The sequence below is a fragment of the Agrobacterium sp. V1 genome, from assembly GCF_030518355.1.
Taxonomy (GTDB): domain Bacteria; phylum Pseudomonadota; class Alphaproteobacteria; order Rhizobiales; family Rhizobiaceae; genus Agrobacterium; species Agrobacterium cucumeris.
On the sequence record NZ_JAULSF010000002.1, the window covers coordinates 1234161 to 1250358 of the forward strand.

15 protein-coding genes are annotated in these 16198 nt (G+C 60.9%); 7 read left to right on the plus strand and 8 right to left on the minus strand.

Translation table 11 applies throughout. The features are described 5' to 3' along the window. Positions 1-86: 86 nt before the first annotated feature. The 6 genes from QSV77_RS19570 to QSV77_RS19595 are packed head-to-tail and all read left to right on the plus strand — an operon-like array spanning position 87 to position 6599. Positions 87-1352 (plus strand): extracellular solute-binding protein, encoded by a 1266-nt coding sequence (locus tag QSV77_RS19570; protein ID WP_302734745.1) that lies wholly within the window; start codon positions 87-89, stop codon positions 1350-1352. A 17-nt stretch (positions 1353-1369) separates the two neighbouring features. After that, the gene (locus QSV77_RS19575; RefSeq protein WP_065116872.1) at positions 1370-2311 is read left to right on the plus strand and encodes a carbohydrate ABC transporter permease; all 942 of its coding nucleotides are present in this window, start codon (positions 1370-1372) and stop codon (positions 2309-2311) included. Further along, positions 2308-3150 (plus strand): carbohydrate ABC transporter permease, encoded by an 843-nt coding sequence (locus QSV77_RS19580; RefSeq protein ID WP_142857892.1) that lies wholly within the window; start codon positions 2308-2310, stop codon positions 3148-3150. The genes QSV77_RS19575 and QSV77_RS19580 overlap by 4 nt, the downstream gene beginning before the upstream one ends. Before the next feature lie 4 nt (positions 3151-3154). Further along, positions 3155-4669 (plus strand): argininosuccinate lyase, encoded by a 1515-nt coding sequence (gene argH, locus QSV77_RS19585; protein WP_302734746.1) that lies wholly within the window; start codon positions 3155-3157, stop codon positions 4667-4669. After that, on the plus strand, positions 4669-5709 hold the full coding sequence (locus QSV77_RS19590; RefSeq protein WP_302734747.1) for an ABC transporter ATP-binding protein: 1041 nt from the start codon (positions 4669-4671) through the stop codon (positions 5707-5709). The genes argH and QSV77_RS19590 overlap by 1 nt, the downstream gene beginning before the upstream one ends. Beyond that, entirely contained in the window at positions 5706-6599 is an 894-nt protein-coding gene (locus tag QSV77_RS19595; RefSeq protein WP_302734748.1) for a carbohydrate kinase family protein, read from the plus strand. The genes QSV77_RS19590 and QSV77_RS19595 overlap by 4 nt, the downstream gene beginning before the upstream one ends. Before the next feature lie 15 nt (positions 6600-6614). Here the strand turns inward: QSV77_RS19595 and betC are convergent, their stop codons facing one another. Both betC and choX read right to left on the minus strand, forming a co-directional pair. Next, positions 6615-8129 carry a choline-sulfatase gene (betC, locus tag QSV77_RS19600; protein ID WP_269699938.1) on the minus strand — a complete coding sequence of 505 codons (1515 nt, stop codon included), beginning with the start codon at positions 8127-8129 and terminating at the stop codon, positions 6615-6617. A gap of 14 nt (positions 8130-8143) precedes the next feature. Beyond that, positions 8144-9097 (minus strand): choline ABC transporter substrate-binding protein, encoded by a 954-nt coding sequence (gene choX / locus QSV77_RS19605; RefSeq protein WP_302734749.1) that lies wholly within the window; start codon positions 9095-9097, stop codon positions 8144-8146. Between the two features lie 94 nt (positions 9098-9191). On the opposite strand from choX, the gene QSV77_RS19610 reads away from it, so the two are divergent. Then, entirely contained in the window at positions 9192-10088 is an 897-nt protein-coding gene (locus QSV77_RS19610) for a LysR family transcriptional regulator (RefSeq protein WP_302734750.1), read from the plus strand. A 30-nt stretch (positions 10089-10118) separates the two neighbouring features. On the opposite strand, the gene QSV77_RS19615 is transcribed toward QSV77_RS19610, so the two are convergent. From QSV77_RS19615 to QSV77_RS19640, 6 genes are all read right to left on the minus strand, one after another. Beyond that, entirely contained in the window at positions 10119-11570 is a 1452-nt protein-coding gene (locus QSV77_RS19615; RefSeq protein ID WP_302734751.1) for an aldehyde dehydrogenase, read from the minus strand. Positions 11571-11586: 16 nt separating this feature from the next. Next, complete coding sequence (locus tag QSV77_RS19620) at positions 11587-12309, minus strand: ABC transporter ATP-binding protein (protein WP_142841933.1); 723 nt, start codon at positions 12307-12309, stop codon at positions 11587-11589. Next, complete coding sequence (locus tag QSV77_RS19625) at positions 12302-13030, minus strand: ABC transporter ATP-binding protein (RefSeq protein ID WP_302734752.1); 729 nt, start codon at positions 13028-13030, stop codon at positions 12302-12304. The genes QSV77_RS19620 and QSV77_RS19625 overlap by 8 nt, the downstream gene beginning before the upstream one ends. Continuing rightward, the gene (locus tag QSV77_RS19630) at positions 13027-13935 is read right to left on the minus strand and encodes a branched-chain amino acid ABC transporter permease (protein ID WP_302734753.1); all 909 of its coding nucleotides are present in this window, start codon (positions 13933-13935) and stop codon (positions 13027-13029) included. Before QSV77_RS19630 ends, QSV77_RS19625 begins: the two co-directional genes overlap by 4 nt. Further along, complete coding sequence (locus tag QSV77_RS19635; RefSeq protein WP_302734754.1) at positions 13932-14804, minus strand: branched-chain amino acid ABC transporter permease; 873 nt, start codon at positions 14802-14804, stop codon at positions 13932-13934. The genes QSV77_RS19630 and QSV77_RS19635 overlap by 4 nt, the downstream gene beginning before the upstream one ends. A 70-nt stretch (positions 14805-14874) precedes the next feature. Beyond that, complete coding sequence (locus QSV77_RS19640; protein WP_302734755.1) at positions 14875-16089, minus strand: amino acid ABC transporter substrate-binding protein; 1215 nt, start codon at positions 16087-16089, stop codon at positions 14875-14877. Positions 16090-16198 lie beyond the last annotated feature (109 nt).

The window sequence follows — 16198 nt, forward strand, 5'->3', positions numbered from 1 at the left end:
CCCGTTGCCGGCCGAGTCGATGAGCGCGCGCGAAAGCGCGGATAAAGGGAACGATCACTCCGCATCCGGAAGACCGGACGGAGGAAATGGAGGGTTACATGCGCAGGGCAACTCTGTTCGCCGGCTTGGTCGCCGGTTTCAGCACATTTGCATTCAACGCCGCCCAGGCGGTTGAAATCGAATATTGGCAATATGTCTTCGACACACGCGTAAAAGCCATGGACGAGCTGATCGCGGAATTCCAGAAGGCCAATCCTGACATCACCGTCAAGCAGGTGACCTTCCCTTACGCCGATTACCAGACGCGCGTCATCGCCGCCAATCTTTCCGGCAAGGGCCCTGATGTGATGCAGCTGTTTTATGGCTGGCTGGACAAGTTCGCGGCCGGCGGCATCCTGCAGCCACTGCCGACCGACGCCTTCCCGCATGACAAGATCGAAAGCGAATTCTTCCCGATCGTCAGCGCCATGAAGCGCGGCGACGATTATTACGGCCTGCCGACGGCGGTTCGTTCGCTGGCGCTCTTCTACAACAAGAAGCTCTTCACCGAAGCAGGTCTCGACGCCGCCAATCCGCCGAAGACGCTCGACGAATTCGTGGCAGCCGCAGAAAAGATCGCCAAGCACGACGCCGCCGGAAACCTGACGGTCGCCGGCTCCACGCTCGACATGGGCGGCCAGGATCACCAGTGGTGGCGTGAAATTCTCATTCGCCAATATGGTGGCGAACCCTATACCGACAACGACCAGAAGGTTGCCTATAACAGCGAGGCGGGCGTTCAGGCGCTGAAATTCTACACCAGCCTGCAGCTTGAAAAGAAGATCGGTCAGGCTGGCTTCATGGATGAAGGCCAGGCCGCCTTCCGCGCCGGCAAGGCTGGCATGACCATCGACGGCACCTTCCGGCTGGGCTCGTTCCGCACCATCAAGGATTTCGAGTGGGGCGTGACCGAACTTCCCACCAATGACAAGAACATCCGCTCCAACTATGCGAGCTATTTCGCCAACGGCATCAGCGCCAAGACGGCGGGTGAAGAGCTTGAGGCGTCGAAGAAGTTCCTCGCTTATATCTCTTCCCCGGAAGCCATGGCGATCTGGCTGAAGACGGTGGGTGAACTGCCGGCACGCCGCTCTGCGGCCCTGACCGAAGAAAACCTGAAGGACCCGATCTACGCGCCGTTCCTCAAGGGTCTGGAATATGCCCATACGACACTGTTCATGGATGAAGCCGCCCAGCGGCAAAACGCCATCGACATGACCAACCGGGTGCTTCTCGAAGGTCAGTCGGTCGAAGATTCCATCAAGCAGGCCGCCGAGGCCGAGCAGGAAATCATCGACGCGGCGAAACCCTGAAAACCGCAGGTCCAACAATGACAGCGATAGATCAACAGGGGGCGGCATCCGGCCGCCCCGGCGGCTCCTTTGGAGATCGCCTTTCCATGCGCACCAAACGGCTTTTGTGGATCTGGAGCTTTCTGGCGATCCCGATTCTGTTTTACAGCGTCATCCGTTTTTACCCAACGCTGCAGGCCTTCTACCTGTCCTTCACCAACTGGGACCTGCTCAGGCCGGCAAAGTTCATCGGCATCGCCAATTACGTCAAGCTGTTCAAGGACCCGCAATTCTGGAAGGTGTTCAAGAACACCTTTGCCTATCTTATCGTCGGCACGCCGATCAGCCTCGTTCTGGCTTTCGTCATCGCGTTTTATCTGGACCGGGTGCGTATTCTGCACGGTTTCATCCGCGCGCTTTATTTCCTGCCCTACCTGACCACGGCGGCGGCCATGGCCTGGGTCTGGCGCTGGTTCTATCAGCCGCCGCCCATCGGCATCATCAACGACGTGCTCGGCATGATCGGGATTCCCCAGCAGCCATTCATTCGCTCCACCGATCAGGCGCTTTATTCGGTCATGGTAACGGCCATCTGGGCTGGCCTCGGTTTCCAGATCATCATCTTCATGGCCGGCCTGCGCGCCATTCCGACAACATTTTACGAAGCCGCCCGCATCGACGGGTTGGGTGAATGGGCGATCCTGCGCAAGATAACCTTGCCACTTCTGAAACCCACCACCGTGTTCCTCGTGGTGTTTTCCTCGATCGGCTTCCTGCGCATTTTCGACCAGGTCTATAACATGACCACCAATGATCCGGGCGGCCCGCTCGGTTCCACCAAACCGCTGGTGCTGATGATCTACCAGACCGCGTTCAACTCCTATGCGATGGGCTATGCCGCCGCGCAGACGGTTGTCCTGTTCACCATTCTTCTCGTCGTATCGCTGATCCAGCTCTGGGTCCTGAGGGAAAAGAAATGAGCGAAGCCTCGCCACTCTCCCACGCCCGTATCCGCCCCGGCCGCATTCTCGCCTGGACGCTGCTGTTCATCGGCGGCCTGATCATGGTTTCGCCACTGCTCTTCATGTTCGCGACCTCGTTCAAGACGGCGGATCAGGTTTACGATCTACGTCTCATTCCGGCCGCGCCGACACTTGCAAACTACATCACCGTCATGGCTGACGGCCGTTTCCTGCGCTGGTTCTTCAACTCGATGCTGGTTGCGGTCATCGTCACCGTGTCCAACTGCTTCTTTGACAGTCTGGTCGGGTACACGCTGGCGAAATTCGAGTTCCGCGGCCGTTATTTCATCTTCCTCGCCATCCTCTCGACGCTGATGATACCGACAGAAATGCTGGTCATTCCCTGGTATCTGATGTCCAGCCAGTTGGGCTGGCTCGACAGCTACTGGGGCATCATGTTCCCGGGCATGATGACGGCCTTCGGCACCTTCCTGATGAAGCAGTTCTTCGAGACGGTTCCGAACGACTTCATCGAGGCTGCGCGCGTTGATGGGCTCAACGAATTCCAGATCTGGTGGAAAGTCGCCCTGCCGCTGGTGACGCCGGCGCTCTCCGCACTCGCGATCTTCACCTTCCTCGGCAACTGGACAGCCTTTTTCTGGCCGCTGATCGTCACGACAAGCAAGGAACTCTACACCCTGCCTGTCGGTCTTTCGAGCTTTGCCGTGGAACAGCAGATCCAGTGGGAAATGATCATGACGGGCGCAGCCATTGCGACCATCCCTACCCTCATCGTCTTCATCGTCCTGCAACGCTACATCGTGCGCGGTGTGATGCTGGCGGGCCTGAAAGGATAATATCATGGCCGATATCAACCCGCGCCAGTCGGATACCAGCAAGTTTCCCGACCCCGTCTACAAGGAAACCGTGCTGCGCCCGCTTTTCGACGGCGCCAAGAACCACCATGTCGACGGCTTCCGCCGCATAGACCGCGCTCATCTGGTCATGCTGCGCGAAACCGGCATTCTCGACGCCGAAACAGCGGCCAAGATCGCTGGCGCGCTTGAGGATATCGACAGGACCATCGAGCCCTCCGAGCTCGCCTATACCGGCGAAGTCGAGGATTTCTTCTTCCTGATCGAGAAGGAACTAAAAGCCCGCATCGGCGTCGATGTCGCCGGCCGCCTGCACACGGCCCGTTCGCGCAACGATATCGATCACACGCTGTTCAAGATCGGCCTGAAGGACAAGATCGACACGCTCACCGCCAAGGCGCGTGTTCTGCTGAAAGTGCTGATCGATGCCGCCGAGCGTAACCAATCCACGCTGATCGTGGCCTATACGCATGGGCAGCCGGCCCAGCCCACCACCTTCGGCCATTACCTTTCTGCCGCCATCGAAGTGTTGATCCGGGATATCGACCGTTTCGCGGAGGCACGCCGCATCGTCGATCTTTCACCGATGGGCGCTGCCGCCATCACGACCTCGGGCTTTCCCATCGATCGGGCGCGGGTTGCCGAATTGCTGGGCTTTGCCGCACCCTTACGCAATTCCTATTCCTGCATCGCCGCCGTGGATTATACGACCGCGACCTATGGCGCGATCGAACTGATGTTCCTGCATCTCGGCCGGCTCATTCAGGATTTCCAGTTCTGGACGAGTTTTGAGGTCGGCCAGATCTACGTGCCGAATTCGCTGGTGCAGATTTCCTCCATCATGCCGCAGAAACGCAACCCGGTGCCGATCGAACATCTGCGCCACCTCGCCAGCCAGACATTCGGCCGGGCGCGGACCGTGCTGGATGTGATGCACAACACCCCCTTCACCGACATGAATGACAGTGAGGGCGAAACCCAGGGCATGGGTTACGAGGCCTTCACTTCTGCCGGCCGGGTTCTCGATCTGCTCGCCAGCCTTGTTGGCCAGATCAGCATCGATCCTGAAAGGGTCGACCAGAATATCCGTCGATCCTGCATCACCATCACGGAACTGGCGGATTCGCTTGTCCGCATCGAAGACCTGTCGTTCCGCCAGGCGCATGAGATTGCCGCGACCGTCGCCAAAAGCGTCGTCGCCTTGAAGGGGGATCTGCCGAATGACGGATACCAGCCGTTCCTCACGGCATTCAGTGAACTGACGGGACGCGAAACCGGCATCAACGAGGACAAATTCAGGCAGATCGTCTCGCCGGAACACTTTGTCGCCGTGCGCGCCCGTTTTGGCGGCCCGGCGCCTGAACCCATGCGGGAAGCGATTGCGGCATACCGCGACAGGCTTGGCGCTTTTGATGCGGAAGCACAGCGATTCGCCGATCACGAAGCAGCAAAAGCCGCCGAACTGGCAGAGAAATTCACCGCCCTGACGGGAGCGCGATAATGGCGACAATCGAACTCAATAAACTCGTGAAGCGCTACGGCAAGGTCGAAGCGGTCAAAGGCATAGACCTGGCCATCGAAGACGGCGAGTTCGTCGTTTTTGTCGGCCCTTCCGGCTGCGGCAAATCCACCACGCTGCGCATGATCGCCGGGCTGGAGGAGATTTCCGATGGTACGCTGAAGATCGCCGGTAACGTCGTCAACGAGAAAGAACCGAAACAGCGCAACATCGCCATGGTCTTCCAGAACTATGCGATCTATCCGCATATGACGGTTCGCCAGAACATCGGTTTCGGACTTTACACATCGAAGCTCGACAAGACGGAAAAGAACCGGCGCATCGAAGAGGCCGGCCGGGTGCTGGGGCTTGAAGCCCTGCTCGACCGCCGCCCCGCGGCGCTATCGGGCGGCCAGCGGCAGCGCGTCGCCATCGGCCGTGCGATGGTGCGCGATCCCGCAGCCTTTCTGTTCGATGAGCCGCTCTCCAATCTCGATGCGCAGTTGAGATCGCAGATGCGCATTGAAATCAAGCGCTTGCACCAACGTCTTAAGACGACAACCGTCTACGTTACCCATGATCAGGTGGAAGCCATGACCATGGCGGATCGTATCGTGGTGATGAAGGACGGTCATATATTGCAGGTCGGCACGCCGACGGAACTTTACGAAACACCCGTCGATATCTTCACCGCCCGCTTCATCGGTAGCCCCTCGATGAACCTGCTGCGAGGGACCAAAACAACCAGCAGCGTTGCGCCCTCCGCCACGGGTGAGCTTCTGATCGGCGTCCGGCCGCATGATCTGCTGGTCGGCGAGAACGGTGCTGCACAGGGAACGTTTACGCTTGAGGGAACGGTAACGGCGGTCGAACCGCTCGGGCCGGAGACGCTCGTTCATCTGGATACCGACACCACTTCGGTGATCGCTACGGCCCGGGGCAAATCCATTCCCGCGGTCGGCAGCCGGTTGCAATGCCAGGCGACAACAGGCGCGCTTTATCTTTTCGATGCAAAAACGGAAAAGCTTCTGGGTCGCGCATGATGACAACAGAAAAAACAGCCGTCATCAGCATCGGCCGGATCTATTGTGACCTCATTTTCACCGGGCTCGATGAATTGCCTGTGCTCGGCCGGGAACTGTTTGCCCGCGACATGGAAATTGCCGCCGGCGGCGGCGCCTTCATTGCCGCCGCACATTTTGCCCATATAGGCCGCCCGGTTGCGCTGCTGGCAAGGCTCGGCACCGATACGTTTTCGCGCGATATCGGCGATAAAATGGCGCAGAGCGGCGTCGACCTGCAGTTTCTGGAACATGCGGCAGATGCCGGACCGCAGGTCACGGTGGCGACAGTGGTGGGTCAGGACCGGGCATTTCTGACGCGCCGCGCCGGTGCCGCCCAGCCGTCAACGCTCGATGCTGCCTTTGCGTGGAGCAAGGCGCGGCATCTGCACATCGCCGAATTCGCTACTCTGCACGAGATTCCCGATCTGGTTTCGCGCGCCAAGGCGAGCGGGTTGTCAGTATCGCTCGATCCAAGCTGGGATGCTTCGCTGATCTACGACAAAGGCCTGCTCAGGGCCTGTGCCGGCGTCGACGTGTTTTTGCCCAATCTCGAAGAGGCCGAAGCAATTACTGGTCATTCTGACCCGGAAACCGCGATCCGCGCCCTGGCAGAGACGTTTGCCGTCGTGGCGTTGAAAGGCGGCGCGCAGGGCGCGTGGGTTTCCTCTCGGATGGAGTTGCAGCATATGGCGGCCCAGAAAGTCCCGGTTGTCGATACGACCGGCGCAGGCGATGCCTTTAATGCCGGTTTTCTTGATGCGTGGCTTCAGGGGCAGGACGAACAGCGATGCCTCAAAGCCGGGGTGGCTGCGGGCAGCCTTGCCGTGCAGGCGGCAGGCGGTGCCCCGAGGGTGAGCGCCGCCGCTTAAGGCATCCAGCCTGTTTCACTCTCCGCGCGGAAAACGCTGATTTTCCTCCAGCACGTTGAGGTCCATGTGGTTGCGCATATAGCGCTCCGAGGCTTTCTGCAGGGGCTGGTAATCCCACGGATAATAGGCGCCGTTGCGCAGCGCCTTGTAGACCACCCAGCGCCGTGCCTGGCTTTCGCGAACGGCGGCGTCGAACACCGGCAACTGCCAACGCCGGCCAATCTCGGCGGAAAGCAATGAGAGTACATCGCTGAAAGCGGGATCGCCGGCAAGGTTGGTGCGCTCTTCCGGATCAGCCTCGAGATCATAGAGCAACGGCGGATCAGCCTCGCAGACCGACAGCTTGTAGCGGCCGTCCCTGATGGCGACGAGCGGTGCGATGGAGCCTTCTGCGGCATATTCCATCGGCACCGGGCCACGCCCGCCGGTTCCCTTGGCCAACGCCGCCAGATCCTCGCCATCCGTCCAGCGTTTGAGTGACGTAATATCAAGCCCGGCAAGTCCACACAGCGTCGGCGTGACATCGAGTGTCGAGACAGGGGCATCGATCAAAGCCGGCTGCCAGCCGGGTGCGGCCACCATCAGCGGCACACGGGCGGACCCCTCGAAGAAACACATCTTGAACCACAGGCCACGCTCACCCAGCATATCGCCATGATCTGACAGGAAGAGGATGATCGTGTCCTCCTCCATCCGCGTCGCCTTCAGAACCTCGAGGATTTCGCCGACCTTTTCGTCGATATAGGAGATATTGGCGAAATAACCGCGCCGTGCCCGGCGTATCTGCTCACCTGTGATCTCGAACGCCCCGTGATCGCAGGCTTCCAGCAACCGCTTCGAATGCGGGTCGTGTTCATCGAAGGAAAGCGCTTCCGTCTCTGGGTCGAGCGCCGGGCAGTCTTCATAGAGGTCCCAGAATTTGCGCCGCGCCACATAGGGGTCGTGCGGGTGGGTGAAGCTGACTGTCAGGCACCACGGCCGGTCGTCAAGGCGGCGCGACAGGTCGTAAAGCTTGCGGGTGGCGTTATAGGCCACCTCGTCGTCATACTCCATCTGGTTGGTGATTTCGGCGACACCTGCGCCAGTCACCGAGCCGAGATTGTGATACCACCAGTCGATCCGCTCACCCGGCTTGGTATAGTCGGGTGTCCAGCCGAAATCGGCGGGATAGATATCCGTCGTCAGGCGCTCCTCGAAGCCATGCAGCTGGTCCGGGCCGACGAAATGCATCTTTCCTGAGAGGCCAGTGTAATAACCCGCGGCCCGCAGGTGGTGCGCATAGGTCGGGATATCGGAAGCAAATTCGGCGGCATTGTCGTAAACCCGCGTGCGGCTCGGCAATTGCCCGGACATAAAGGAGGCGCGGGCCGGCGCGCAGAGCGGGCTTGCCGTATAGGTGTTGGCGAAGCGGACGGACCGCTTCGCCAGTGTTTTGAGATGGGGTGCGTGAAGAAAATCGGCCGGGCCGTCGGGAAAAAACGTCCCGTTGAACTGGTCGGCCATCAGGATCAGGATATTGGGACGCGGCATTTCCACTTTCCGGCTTAGAGACCAAGCTTGCTTTTGACGGCGTCCGCACCCGGCTTGCCATCCAGCGTGGTAACGCCCTGCAGCCAGCCATCCAGCGCCTGCGGATTGGCCTTCACCCAGGCTGCTGCCGCCGCCTTCGAATCCTCGCCACCGAGAATGGAGCCCATCAGGGTATTTTCCATGCCGATATCGAATTTCAGGTTCTTGAACAGCGTCGCCGCATTCGGGCATTGCTGCGGCCAGCCGGTGCGGGCGAGCGTATAAACTTCCGCGCCGCCGAAATTCGGGCCGAAATAGGCGTCGCCGCCGGAGAGATAGGCGATATCGATCTTCTCATTCATCGGATGCGGCGCCCAGGCGAGGAAGACCACCGCCTTTTTGTCCCTGCCCGCCCGTTCCACCTGCGCCAACATCGCCTGTTCGCCGGATTCGACGAGCTGCCAGCCCTTCAGGCCGAAATCATCGGCGTCTATGATCTTCTGGATATTCTGGTTGGCCGGTGCGCCGGGCTCAATTCCGTAAATCTTGCTTTCGAATTCGTCGGCATGTTTGGCGAGATCGGCGAAATCCTTGACGCCCTTTTCCGCCATATAGGCCGGCACTGCCAATGTGAACTTTGCACCCTCGAGGTTCTTCGTCATCACCTCGGCCGCCTTGGCGGCATTCAGATCGTCCACGAAGGATTTCTGCGCCGGCATCCAGTTGCCAAGGAAAACGTCGATTTCGCCGTTCTTCATCGCCTGATAACCGATCGGCACCGACAGTGTCTTGACGTCAGCCTCATAACCCAACGCATCGAGCAGCACGGAGGCAACGCCATTGGTGGCGGTGATGTCGGTCCAGCCCGGATCGCTGAGGCGGATGGTCTTGCAGGCCGCGTCATCAGCCGCCTGAAGCGGGGTGGAGAAGGCCGCCACGGACAGAATAAGACCGGCGGCGATGCGATGCAGATGAGAAATGGTTTTCATTGCGGCTCCCCTTTTATCAATCCAGTTTATTGAACACCACGTTGCTTTTGCCTGTGAAGCGGGTATTTTTCGATAGTTGATATAAGGAATTTTAATGTCAGACCGGCCGCTTGATCTGGGATGGATGCGCATTTTCACCGAGGTTGCCCGCCGCGGCAGCCTGACGGCGGCGGCTGCATCCCTGCGGCTGACGCAGCCGGCGGTCAGCTATCAAATTCGCCGGCTGGAGGAGGAACTGGGCGTGGCGCTCGTGCAGCGCAGACATCGCGGCATCGAACTGACGACGGAGGGTCAGAGGCTGTTCGAGATCGTCTCGCGCAATGTCGACGCTATCGACCTTCTGGCGCAGCAGCTTCGCCGGACGGAGGAACGGCAGACCATCCGTCTGCACACGGACTATGCCTTCTCGTCCCTGTGGCTCATCCCGCGCATGCATGGTTTTCGCGCGCTCAACCCGGACATCAACATCCAGATCGTCGCCACGCAGGATCCGCTCGGCCAGGGCAAACACGACAGTGATGTGATGGTGATTTTCGGCACGCGGCAGGAGGCGGGCGACGGGGCCGTGCTGCTGCTTTCGGAAAAGGTCACGCCGGTCTGCTCGCCTGCCCTGCTGGCCGGGACACCGGCACCCGCAACCGTTGCGGATTTTTCGCGGCGGAAGCTCATCCACCTCGAAAACACCTCGCAGGCGCACTGGTTCGACTGGGCTGCCTATTTCAAGCATTTCGGCGTGCATCGCGGTGCCGAGCATGATGGCGGCGATATCAGCTTCAACAATTACACAATGGTGGTGCAGGCAACCATCGGCGAACAGGGTTTCGCGCTCGGCTGGGCCGGGCTGGTCGATCCGTTGCTCGAGGCCGGCGTGCTGGTGACGGCCGGCCCGAGCCTCGATGCACCGGGACGTGGCTACTGGCTGATGCGACCGAAAAGCAGCGACAGCGCGGTAAGAAAACTCACCGGCTGGCTGATCGACGAGCGACGATGACGCCGCCCGCCAGCCTGTACCGTTTGCGGTTCAGATGGGATAATGCAGCGGCCCGTCCTGCAGCGTGACCCAGCGCAGCTCGGTGAATTCCGCAATGCCCGCCGTGCCGCCAAAACGGCCGTATCCGGAGGCCTTGACGCCGCCGAAAGGCATCTGCGCCTCATCGTGAACAGTCGGGCCGTTGATGTGGCATATGCCGCTTTCGATGCGGGCGGCAATGGCAAGCGCCCGTGCCTGATCCCTGCCGAAAATCGCCGCGGAAAGACCGAACTCGGTTTCGTTGGCGACGCTCACCGCCTCATCGATGCTGCCGGCCCGGATGATGGAGACGACGGGACCGAAGCTTTCCTCGGCATAAAGCCGCATGGCGGGCGTGACGCCATCGACGGCGATCGCATCCACCATCGTGCCATTGCCGCCGCCGCCCGCGACCAGCCGCGCACCCTTGGAGACGGCATCATCCACCAGCGCCCGGATGCGCGATGTCGCTTCGGCGCTGACCAGCGAGCCGAGCGGTGTTTTGCCCTCACGCGGATCGCCGGCCGTGAGGCTCGAAGCCTTTTTGGCAAAGGCCTCGACAAATGTATCGGCAACGCTGTCGAGCACGATGATGCGCTCCGTCGACATGCAGATCTGGCCCTGGTTCATATAAGCGCCGAAGGCTGCGGCCCCGACAGCCGCATCGATATCGGCGTCATCAAGCACGATGAACGGCGCCTTGCCACCAAGCTCCAGCAAAGCGGGTTTCAGATAACGGCCGGCGGTTTCGGCAATCACCCGGCCGACGCGGGTCGAGCCGGTGAAATTCACGCGTCTGACGGCGGGATGCGCGATCAGCGTATCGACGATCTTTGCCGCATCTTCCGGCGCATTGGAGACGGCGTTGAGCACGCCCTTGGGCAGACCGGCGGAAGCGATCGCCTCGATGATCAGCGCATGGGTGCGCGGGCAGAGTTCCGAAGTCTTCATGACAACCGTATTGCCGCAGGCAAGTGGCGTGGCGATGGAGCGCACACCGAGAATAACAGGCGCATTCCACGGCGCCATGGACAGGACAACGCCGGCCGGCTGACGCAGCGCCATCGCCATGGTTCCCGGACGGTTGGAGGGGATGATCTCGCCCTTGATCTGGGTGGTCAGGCTTGCCGCCTCGACCAGCATGTCGCTCGCCAGTTTGACGTTGAACCCGGCCCAGGCATCGGTTGCGCCAATTTCTTCCTTCATCGCCTGGGTAATGTCAGGCCCGGCGGCGAGGAGCGCCTGCGCGGCAGCCAGAAGCAGGCGGCGGCGTTCACCCGGCGGGGTTGCCGACCAGACGGGAAAGGCAGCGGCCGCGGCATCGGCCGCACGGGTGGCGTCCTCCACCGTTGCTGCCGCCGCACTGGTCGCCACATCGCCGGTAATGGGGTTGCTGCGTTCGAAACGCTTGCCGCTCGCGGCCGGGCAATGATCGCCGCCGATGAAAAGATTGACAGTCTGCATGGTCTTTCTCCTGAGTTCAGACAATGGCGGCGGTGGTGCCGCCGAGAAACGCCCGTTGCACGGCTGGATCGGCGGACAGGGCTTGCGCCGTGCCTGCCCCGACGATCCGTCCTGCTTCCAGCAAATAACCGCGATCGGCAAGCGCAAGGCTTTCGCGCACATTCTGCTCCACAAGCAGAATGGAAAGGCCGCTCTTCTTGATCTCCGCCAGGGCGGCAAAAAGTTCCTGCGTGACGATGGGCGCAAGGCCAAGGCTCGGCTCATCCAGCAGCAGATAATCCGGCGCCGACATCAAAGCCCGCCCGATGGCGACCATCTGCTGTTCGCCGCCGGACATGGTGCCGGCAAGCTGCTGCCGCCGCTCCGCAAGGCGGGGAAACAGTGTGAAAATATGCTCTCGTGTCGCCTTTTCCGCTGAACGGGCATGGCAGGGATTGGCCCCGAGACGGAGATTGTCCTCCACCGTCAGCGCCGCGAAAATTCCGCGCCCCTCCGGCACCAGCGCCACGCCCCGCTCCACGATCTGATGGGCGGGGACAGCGGCAAGCGACGAACCGTTGACGCGCACGTCTCCGGAGGCCGGAGCCACCATGCCGCCGACCGCTTTCAGCAGTGATGACTTGCCGGCGCCATTGGCGCCAAGCAGCACCACCGTTTCGCCCTTGGCGACATTGAGCGATATGCCGTCAACCGCGAGATGTTTGCCGTAACGGATTGTCAGTGCGTCTATTTCAAGCATGTGCCGCTCCCAGATAGGCGGAAATGACCTGCGGATCATCAAGCACCACGGCCGTCGGCCCATCGGCGATCTTGCGACCAGCCGCCATGACCACGGATCGCGGGCAGAGTGCGCGCACGGCGGCCATGATATGTTCGACCAGCAGGATCGTCGTACCCTGCGATGCCAGCCGCCGGATCAGCGCTATTCCTTCCTGCAGCTCCGTGGGGTTGAGGCCCGCAAGCCATTCGTCGAGAAGCAGAAGCTTCGGTTCGCCCGCCAGCGCACGCGCCAGTTCAAGGCGTTTCTGGTCGATATAGGTGAGATCGCCGGCCGGCATGGTGTCCCGCCCGGCAAGACCTATTCTTTCGAGGCAGGCCCGTGCGACCTTCTCCGCATCGGGACGCGAAAGCCGCTTCGGCCCGAACATGGCCGATACGGCAACGTTTTCAAGCAGGGAAAGCGACGGCAAAAGCCGCACCAGCTGGAAGGTGCGCGCCACGCCGGCGCGCGCAATCACATCCGGCCGCTTGCCGGCAATCTCCTGCCCTTTGAGCCGGATCGACCCTTCGGTGGGCTTCAGCGCCCCGGAAATCAGGTTCATCAGCGTCGTCTTGCCGGAGCCGTTCGGCCCGAGCAGCCCGACAACTTCGCCGGCCTCGATTGTGAGGCCAAGGCCATCCACCGCCTTCAGCCCGCCGAAGGTCTTGCGGATATCGGTGATTTCGAGAACGGCGCTCATGCGGCTTTCTCCTTTTTGCGCAACTTCTCCAGTGCCGCCAGCACGCCATCCGGCAGAACAAAGACGATGAGGATGAAGAGAGCGCCGAGAATGATGGAAAAATGATTGGGGAAGTTGGCGCCCAGCCACTCGAACAGCAGGAACAGCGGCACCGCACCGAGAATGGGCCCCCAGCGGCGTGTGGCTCCGCCAAGCAACGCCATGATGACGGTGAGGAACGATACCTGCGGATTAAAGACGATGGCCGGCTCGATATAGACCCAGCGCGGGGCTTGAATGGCGCCGACAAGCGTGATGATCGTGGCGGAAAGCACGAAGAGCGTCAGCTTGGTGCGGGCGAGATTGATGCCCGCATGGGCGGCCACGACCTCGTCGTCACCGATTGCCTTCAATGCCAGTCCGAGCTTGCTGCGGTCAATCAGGATCACCAGCAGAAGGGTGATGACAGCCAGCGCCAGCAATTGCCAGAGCACATGCTGCGGCTCCAGCGGCAGGAAGATATAGCGCCCGAGCGTGCCGGTCACATTCACCTCATACCAGGTGATGAGCTGGCGGATGAGTTCGGCAAGGCCGAAGGAAAAGATCACGAAATAAATGCCGGCGACGCGCAGTGTGGAAAGCCCGACGACAAGCGCCAGCGCCGCGCCGACAAGGGCCGCGCACAGAAGCACCAGCGGCCATGGCAAAACCTCGCTCAGCACCGCGACCGTATAGGCCCCAACACCGAAGAAGGCGACGGTGGCGAGCGAAATATAGCGGGTCGGGCCGGAGAACATCGCCCAGGCGGAAGCGAGCGTCGCATAGCCCAGCAGGCCGATGATGACGCCGACGCCATAGGCATCGAAAAAGAAGGGCGAAAGCGCCAGCAGCGCAGCTGCGGCAAGGCTGATGAGAGGCGGGATCATTTGCCCCTCCTTGCGAAAATGCCTTCCGGACGCCAGAGCAGCACCACGAGGAAAAGCAGATAGGTGGCGGCAAGCGTGAGGCCTGGATCGACATAAACGAGCACGAAGGTTTCCACGAGGCCGAGCAGCAGGCCGGCCACCAGCGCGCCAAGCAGATTGCCGACACCGCCCATGATGACGACGACAAGCGCCTTCATGGTGAAGACCACGCCATAGGAGGCGGAAAAGGTCTGGTACATCGAGATCATCACCCCGCCTGCCACCGCGAGTGCGCCGCCAAGGGCAAAGCCGATCGAGGCCACACGGTTCACATCAATGCCAACCAGCGGCGCAGATTTGGGCGCAAGCGCCACCGCCCGAAGGTTGAGGCCCCAGCGGCTGTGGGTGAGCGCCAGATAAAGCCCGCCGCCAATCGCGACCGACAGGCCGAAGGACAGCAGCCGGTTGAGTGCCACGGTCGTGCCGAAGATGTCGACACCTTCAGCGAGATAGGAATAGGAATGGTAGTTGCCGCCAAACACCACGAGCATGATGCCCTGGATAACGAAGAGCAGCCCGAAGGTCGCCAGAATGGAATCGACTTCCAGACGGCTGGAACCGCCCGAACGGCGCACCAGCGGCCGCATCATGACCCGATAGATCGCGAAAGACAGGGCGTAACCGAGCGGCACGATGATGAACAGCGACCAGAGCGGCGACAGGCCATAGCTGGAAAACAGCACGAAGGCGATGAAGGCAGCCGCAATCAGCACTTCGCCATAAGCAAGGTTCATGATGCGGGCAATGCCATATTGCAGCGAAAGTCCAAGCGCGATCAGCGCATAGGTCCCTCCCAGCATCAAGCCGAAGATGAGGGTGGATAAAAACAAGGGAATGTCTCCAGTCTGGAACATGGCCGAAGCCTGCCGGCCGGGGTTCACGGCCCCGGCCGGCAAAGGCTCACCATTGCGGCTTCGGAATGATCGGCTTTGCCGCGCCTGAACGGTCTGCCGGTGCAATCGCCACAAAGCGGTCACCTTGCCATTGTCCCGCCCACCAGAGCTGCCGAAGCTGGTTGTCCTCGAGCCTGACCGGGCCGATGACGGTGTCGAAGCTTCCCGTCGAAAGTTCATTTGCGACCGCCGCCTTGTCGAGGCCGACGCGTTGAACGGACTGGGCCAGCATTTCGAGGCTCGCATAGGTGATGGCGCTTGCCCAGCTGTCCGGCTTGGCGCCGATAAAGGCCTCGTGGCGCTTGAAATAATCCTCGATCCTGTCGCTGCTGCCATCAACGCCGCCGATGCTGATCACGCCTTCCTGCTTGCCATCGGAGACCTTCGGGAAGATCGGGAAAGCACCGCCGACGCCGACATAAAGAACCTTCGGGTTAAACCGGGCCGTCTGCGCCTGTTTCGTCACCGCAAAACTGTCGGGCGGATAGGAAAAGGCGATGAAGCTGTCGGCACCGCTCGCCGCCGCCTCGTTCACAAGTGCTGCGAAATCCGAAGTGCCAACCGGATAGGTCTTGTCGTAGGCGAGTGTGAAACCCGCTTCCTTCAGCGCCGGTCGCGCAGCCTTGATGAGATCGATGCCGAAACCGTCAGCCACGGAAATCACCGCGACCTTGTCGTTGATCTGGCCGGCCTCGCGTGCGGCTTTCAAAACGTCGGCCAGTGCATTGGCATAATCATGGCCGCCGCCCAGCATCCAGAAGCTCTTTTTCCAGCGCGCGGCAAATTCGGGCGCCTTGTCGGTCACGCCTGTGACCGCAAGCTGCGGATAACCGAAACGCTCATAAAGCGGTGCGACGGCCAGATTGAAGCCCGTTCCCCAGGGCGGCAGAATAAAATCGACCTTGTCCTGGCTGGCCAGACGCTCGGTGAACCGCACCGCATCCTCGGCCGAGGAACGGTCGTCATATTCGACCACTTCCACCGGCAGGCGCTTGCCATCCGGCAAAGTGAGGCCGCCGGCATCGTTGACCTCCTTCACCCATAATTTGTAGTTTGGAATGGTGGTGATGCCAGCACCCGTGGCATTGGCGCCGCTTTTTGAAACGGCATAACCGATCTTCACCGATGTGCGGTCCTGCGCATTGGCAAAACCGAAAGATACCGCCGACAGGGCAGCACCGGAGAGCAGGCAGAACAGCGTTCTGCGCTTCAGACTATTCATGATGTTCCTCCCAAAGCGCCTTATCGGGGTTGCCGTTCTCCTCAAGGCTTTCCCCTGCGCTGATCAAAGTTTAGCAATGACAGCCGCATATAAAATGCACTAGTGTAGC

Bases quoted from the DNA above. Each gene is read 5' to 3' on its own strand.
- QSV77_RS19570 (WP_302734745.1), top strand. From the start codon at position 87: ATGGAGGGTTACATGCGCAGGGCAACTCTGTTCGCCGGCTTGGTCGCC.
- QSV77_RS19575 (WP_065116872.1), top strand. From the start codon at position 1,370: ATGACAGCGATAGATCAACAGGGGGCGGCATCCGGCCGCCCCGGCGGC.
- QSV77_RS19580 (WP_142857892.1), top strand. From the start codon at position 2,308: ATGAGCGAAGCCTCGCCACTCTCCCACGCCCGTATCCGCCCCGGCCGC.
- argH (WP_302734746.1), top strand. From the start codon at position 3,155: ATGGCCGATATCAACCCGCGCCAGTCGGATACCAGCAAGTTTCCCGAC.
- QSV77_RS19590 (WP_302734747.1), top strand. From the start codon at position 4,669: ATGGCGACAATCGAACTCAATAAACTCGTGAAGCGCTACGGCAAGGTC.
- QSV77_RS19595 (WP_302734748.1), top strand. From the start codon at position 5,706: ATGATGACAACAGAAAAAACAGCCGTCATCAGCATCGGCCGGATCTAT.
- betC (WP_269699938.1), bottom strand. From the start codon at position 8,129: ATGCCGCGTCCCAATATCCTGATCCTGATGGCCGACCAGTTCAACGGG.
- choX (WP_302734749.1), bottom strand. From the start codon at position 9,097: ATGAAAACCATTTCTCATCTGCATCGCATCGCCGCCGGTCTTATTCTG.
- QSV77_RS19610 (WP_302734750.1), top strand. From the start codon at position 9,192: ATGTCAGACCGGCCGCTTGATCTGGGATGGATGCGCATTTTCACCGAG.
- QSV77_RS19615 (WP_302734751.1), bottom strand. From the start codon at position 11,570: ATGCAGACTGTCAATCTTTTCATCGGCGGCGATCATTGCCCGGCCGCG.
- QSV77_RS19620 (WP_142841933.1), bottom strand. From the start codon at position 12,309: ATGCTTGAAATAGACGCACTGACAATCCGTTACGGCAAACATCTCGCG.
- QSV77_RS19625 (WP_302734752.1), bottom strand. From the start codon at position 13,030: ATGAGCGCCGTTCTCGAAATCACCGATATCCGCAAGACCTTCGGCGGG.
- QSV77_RS19630 (WP_302734753.1), bottom strand. From the start codon at position 13,935: ATGATCCCGCCTCTCATCAGCCTTGCCGCAGCTGCGCTGCTGGCGCTT.
- QSV77_RS19640 (WP_302734755.1), bottom strand. From the start codon at position 16,089: ATGAATAGTCTGAAGCGCAGAACGCTGTTCTGCCTGCTCTCCGGTGCT.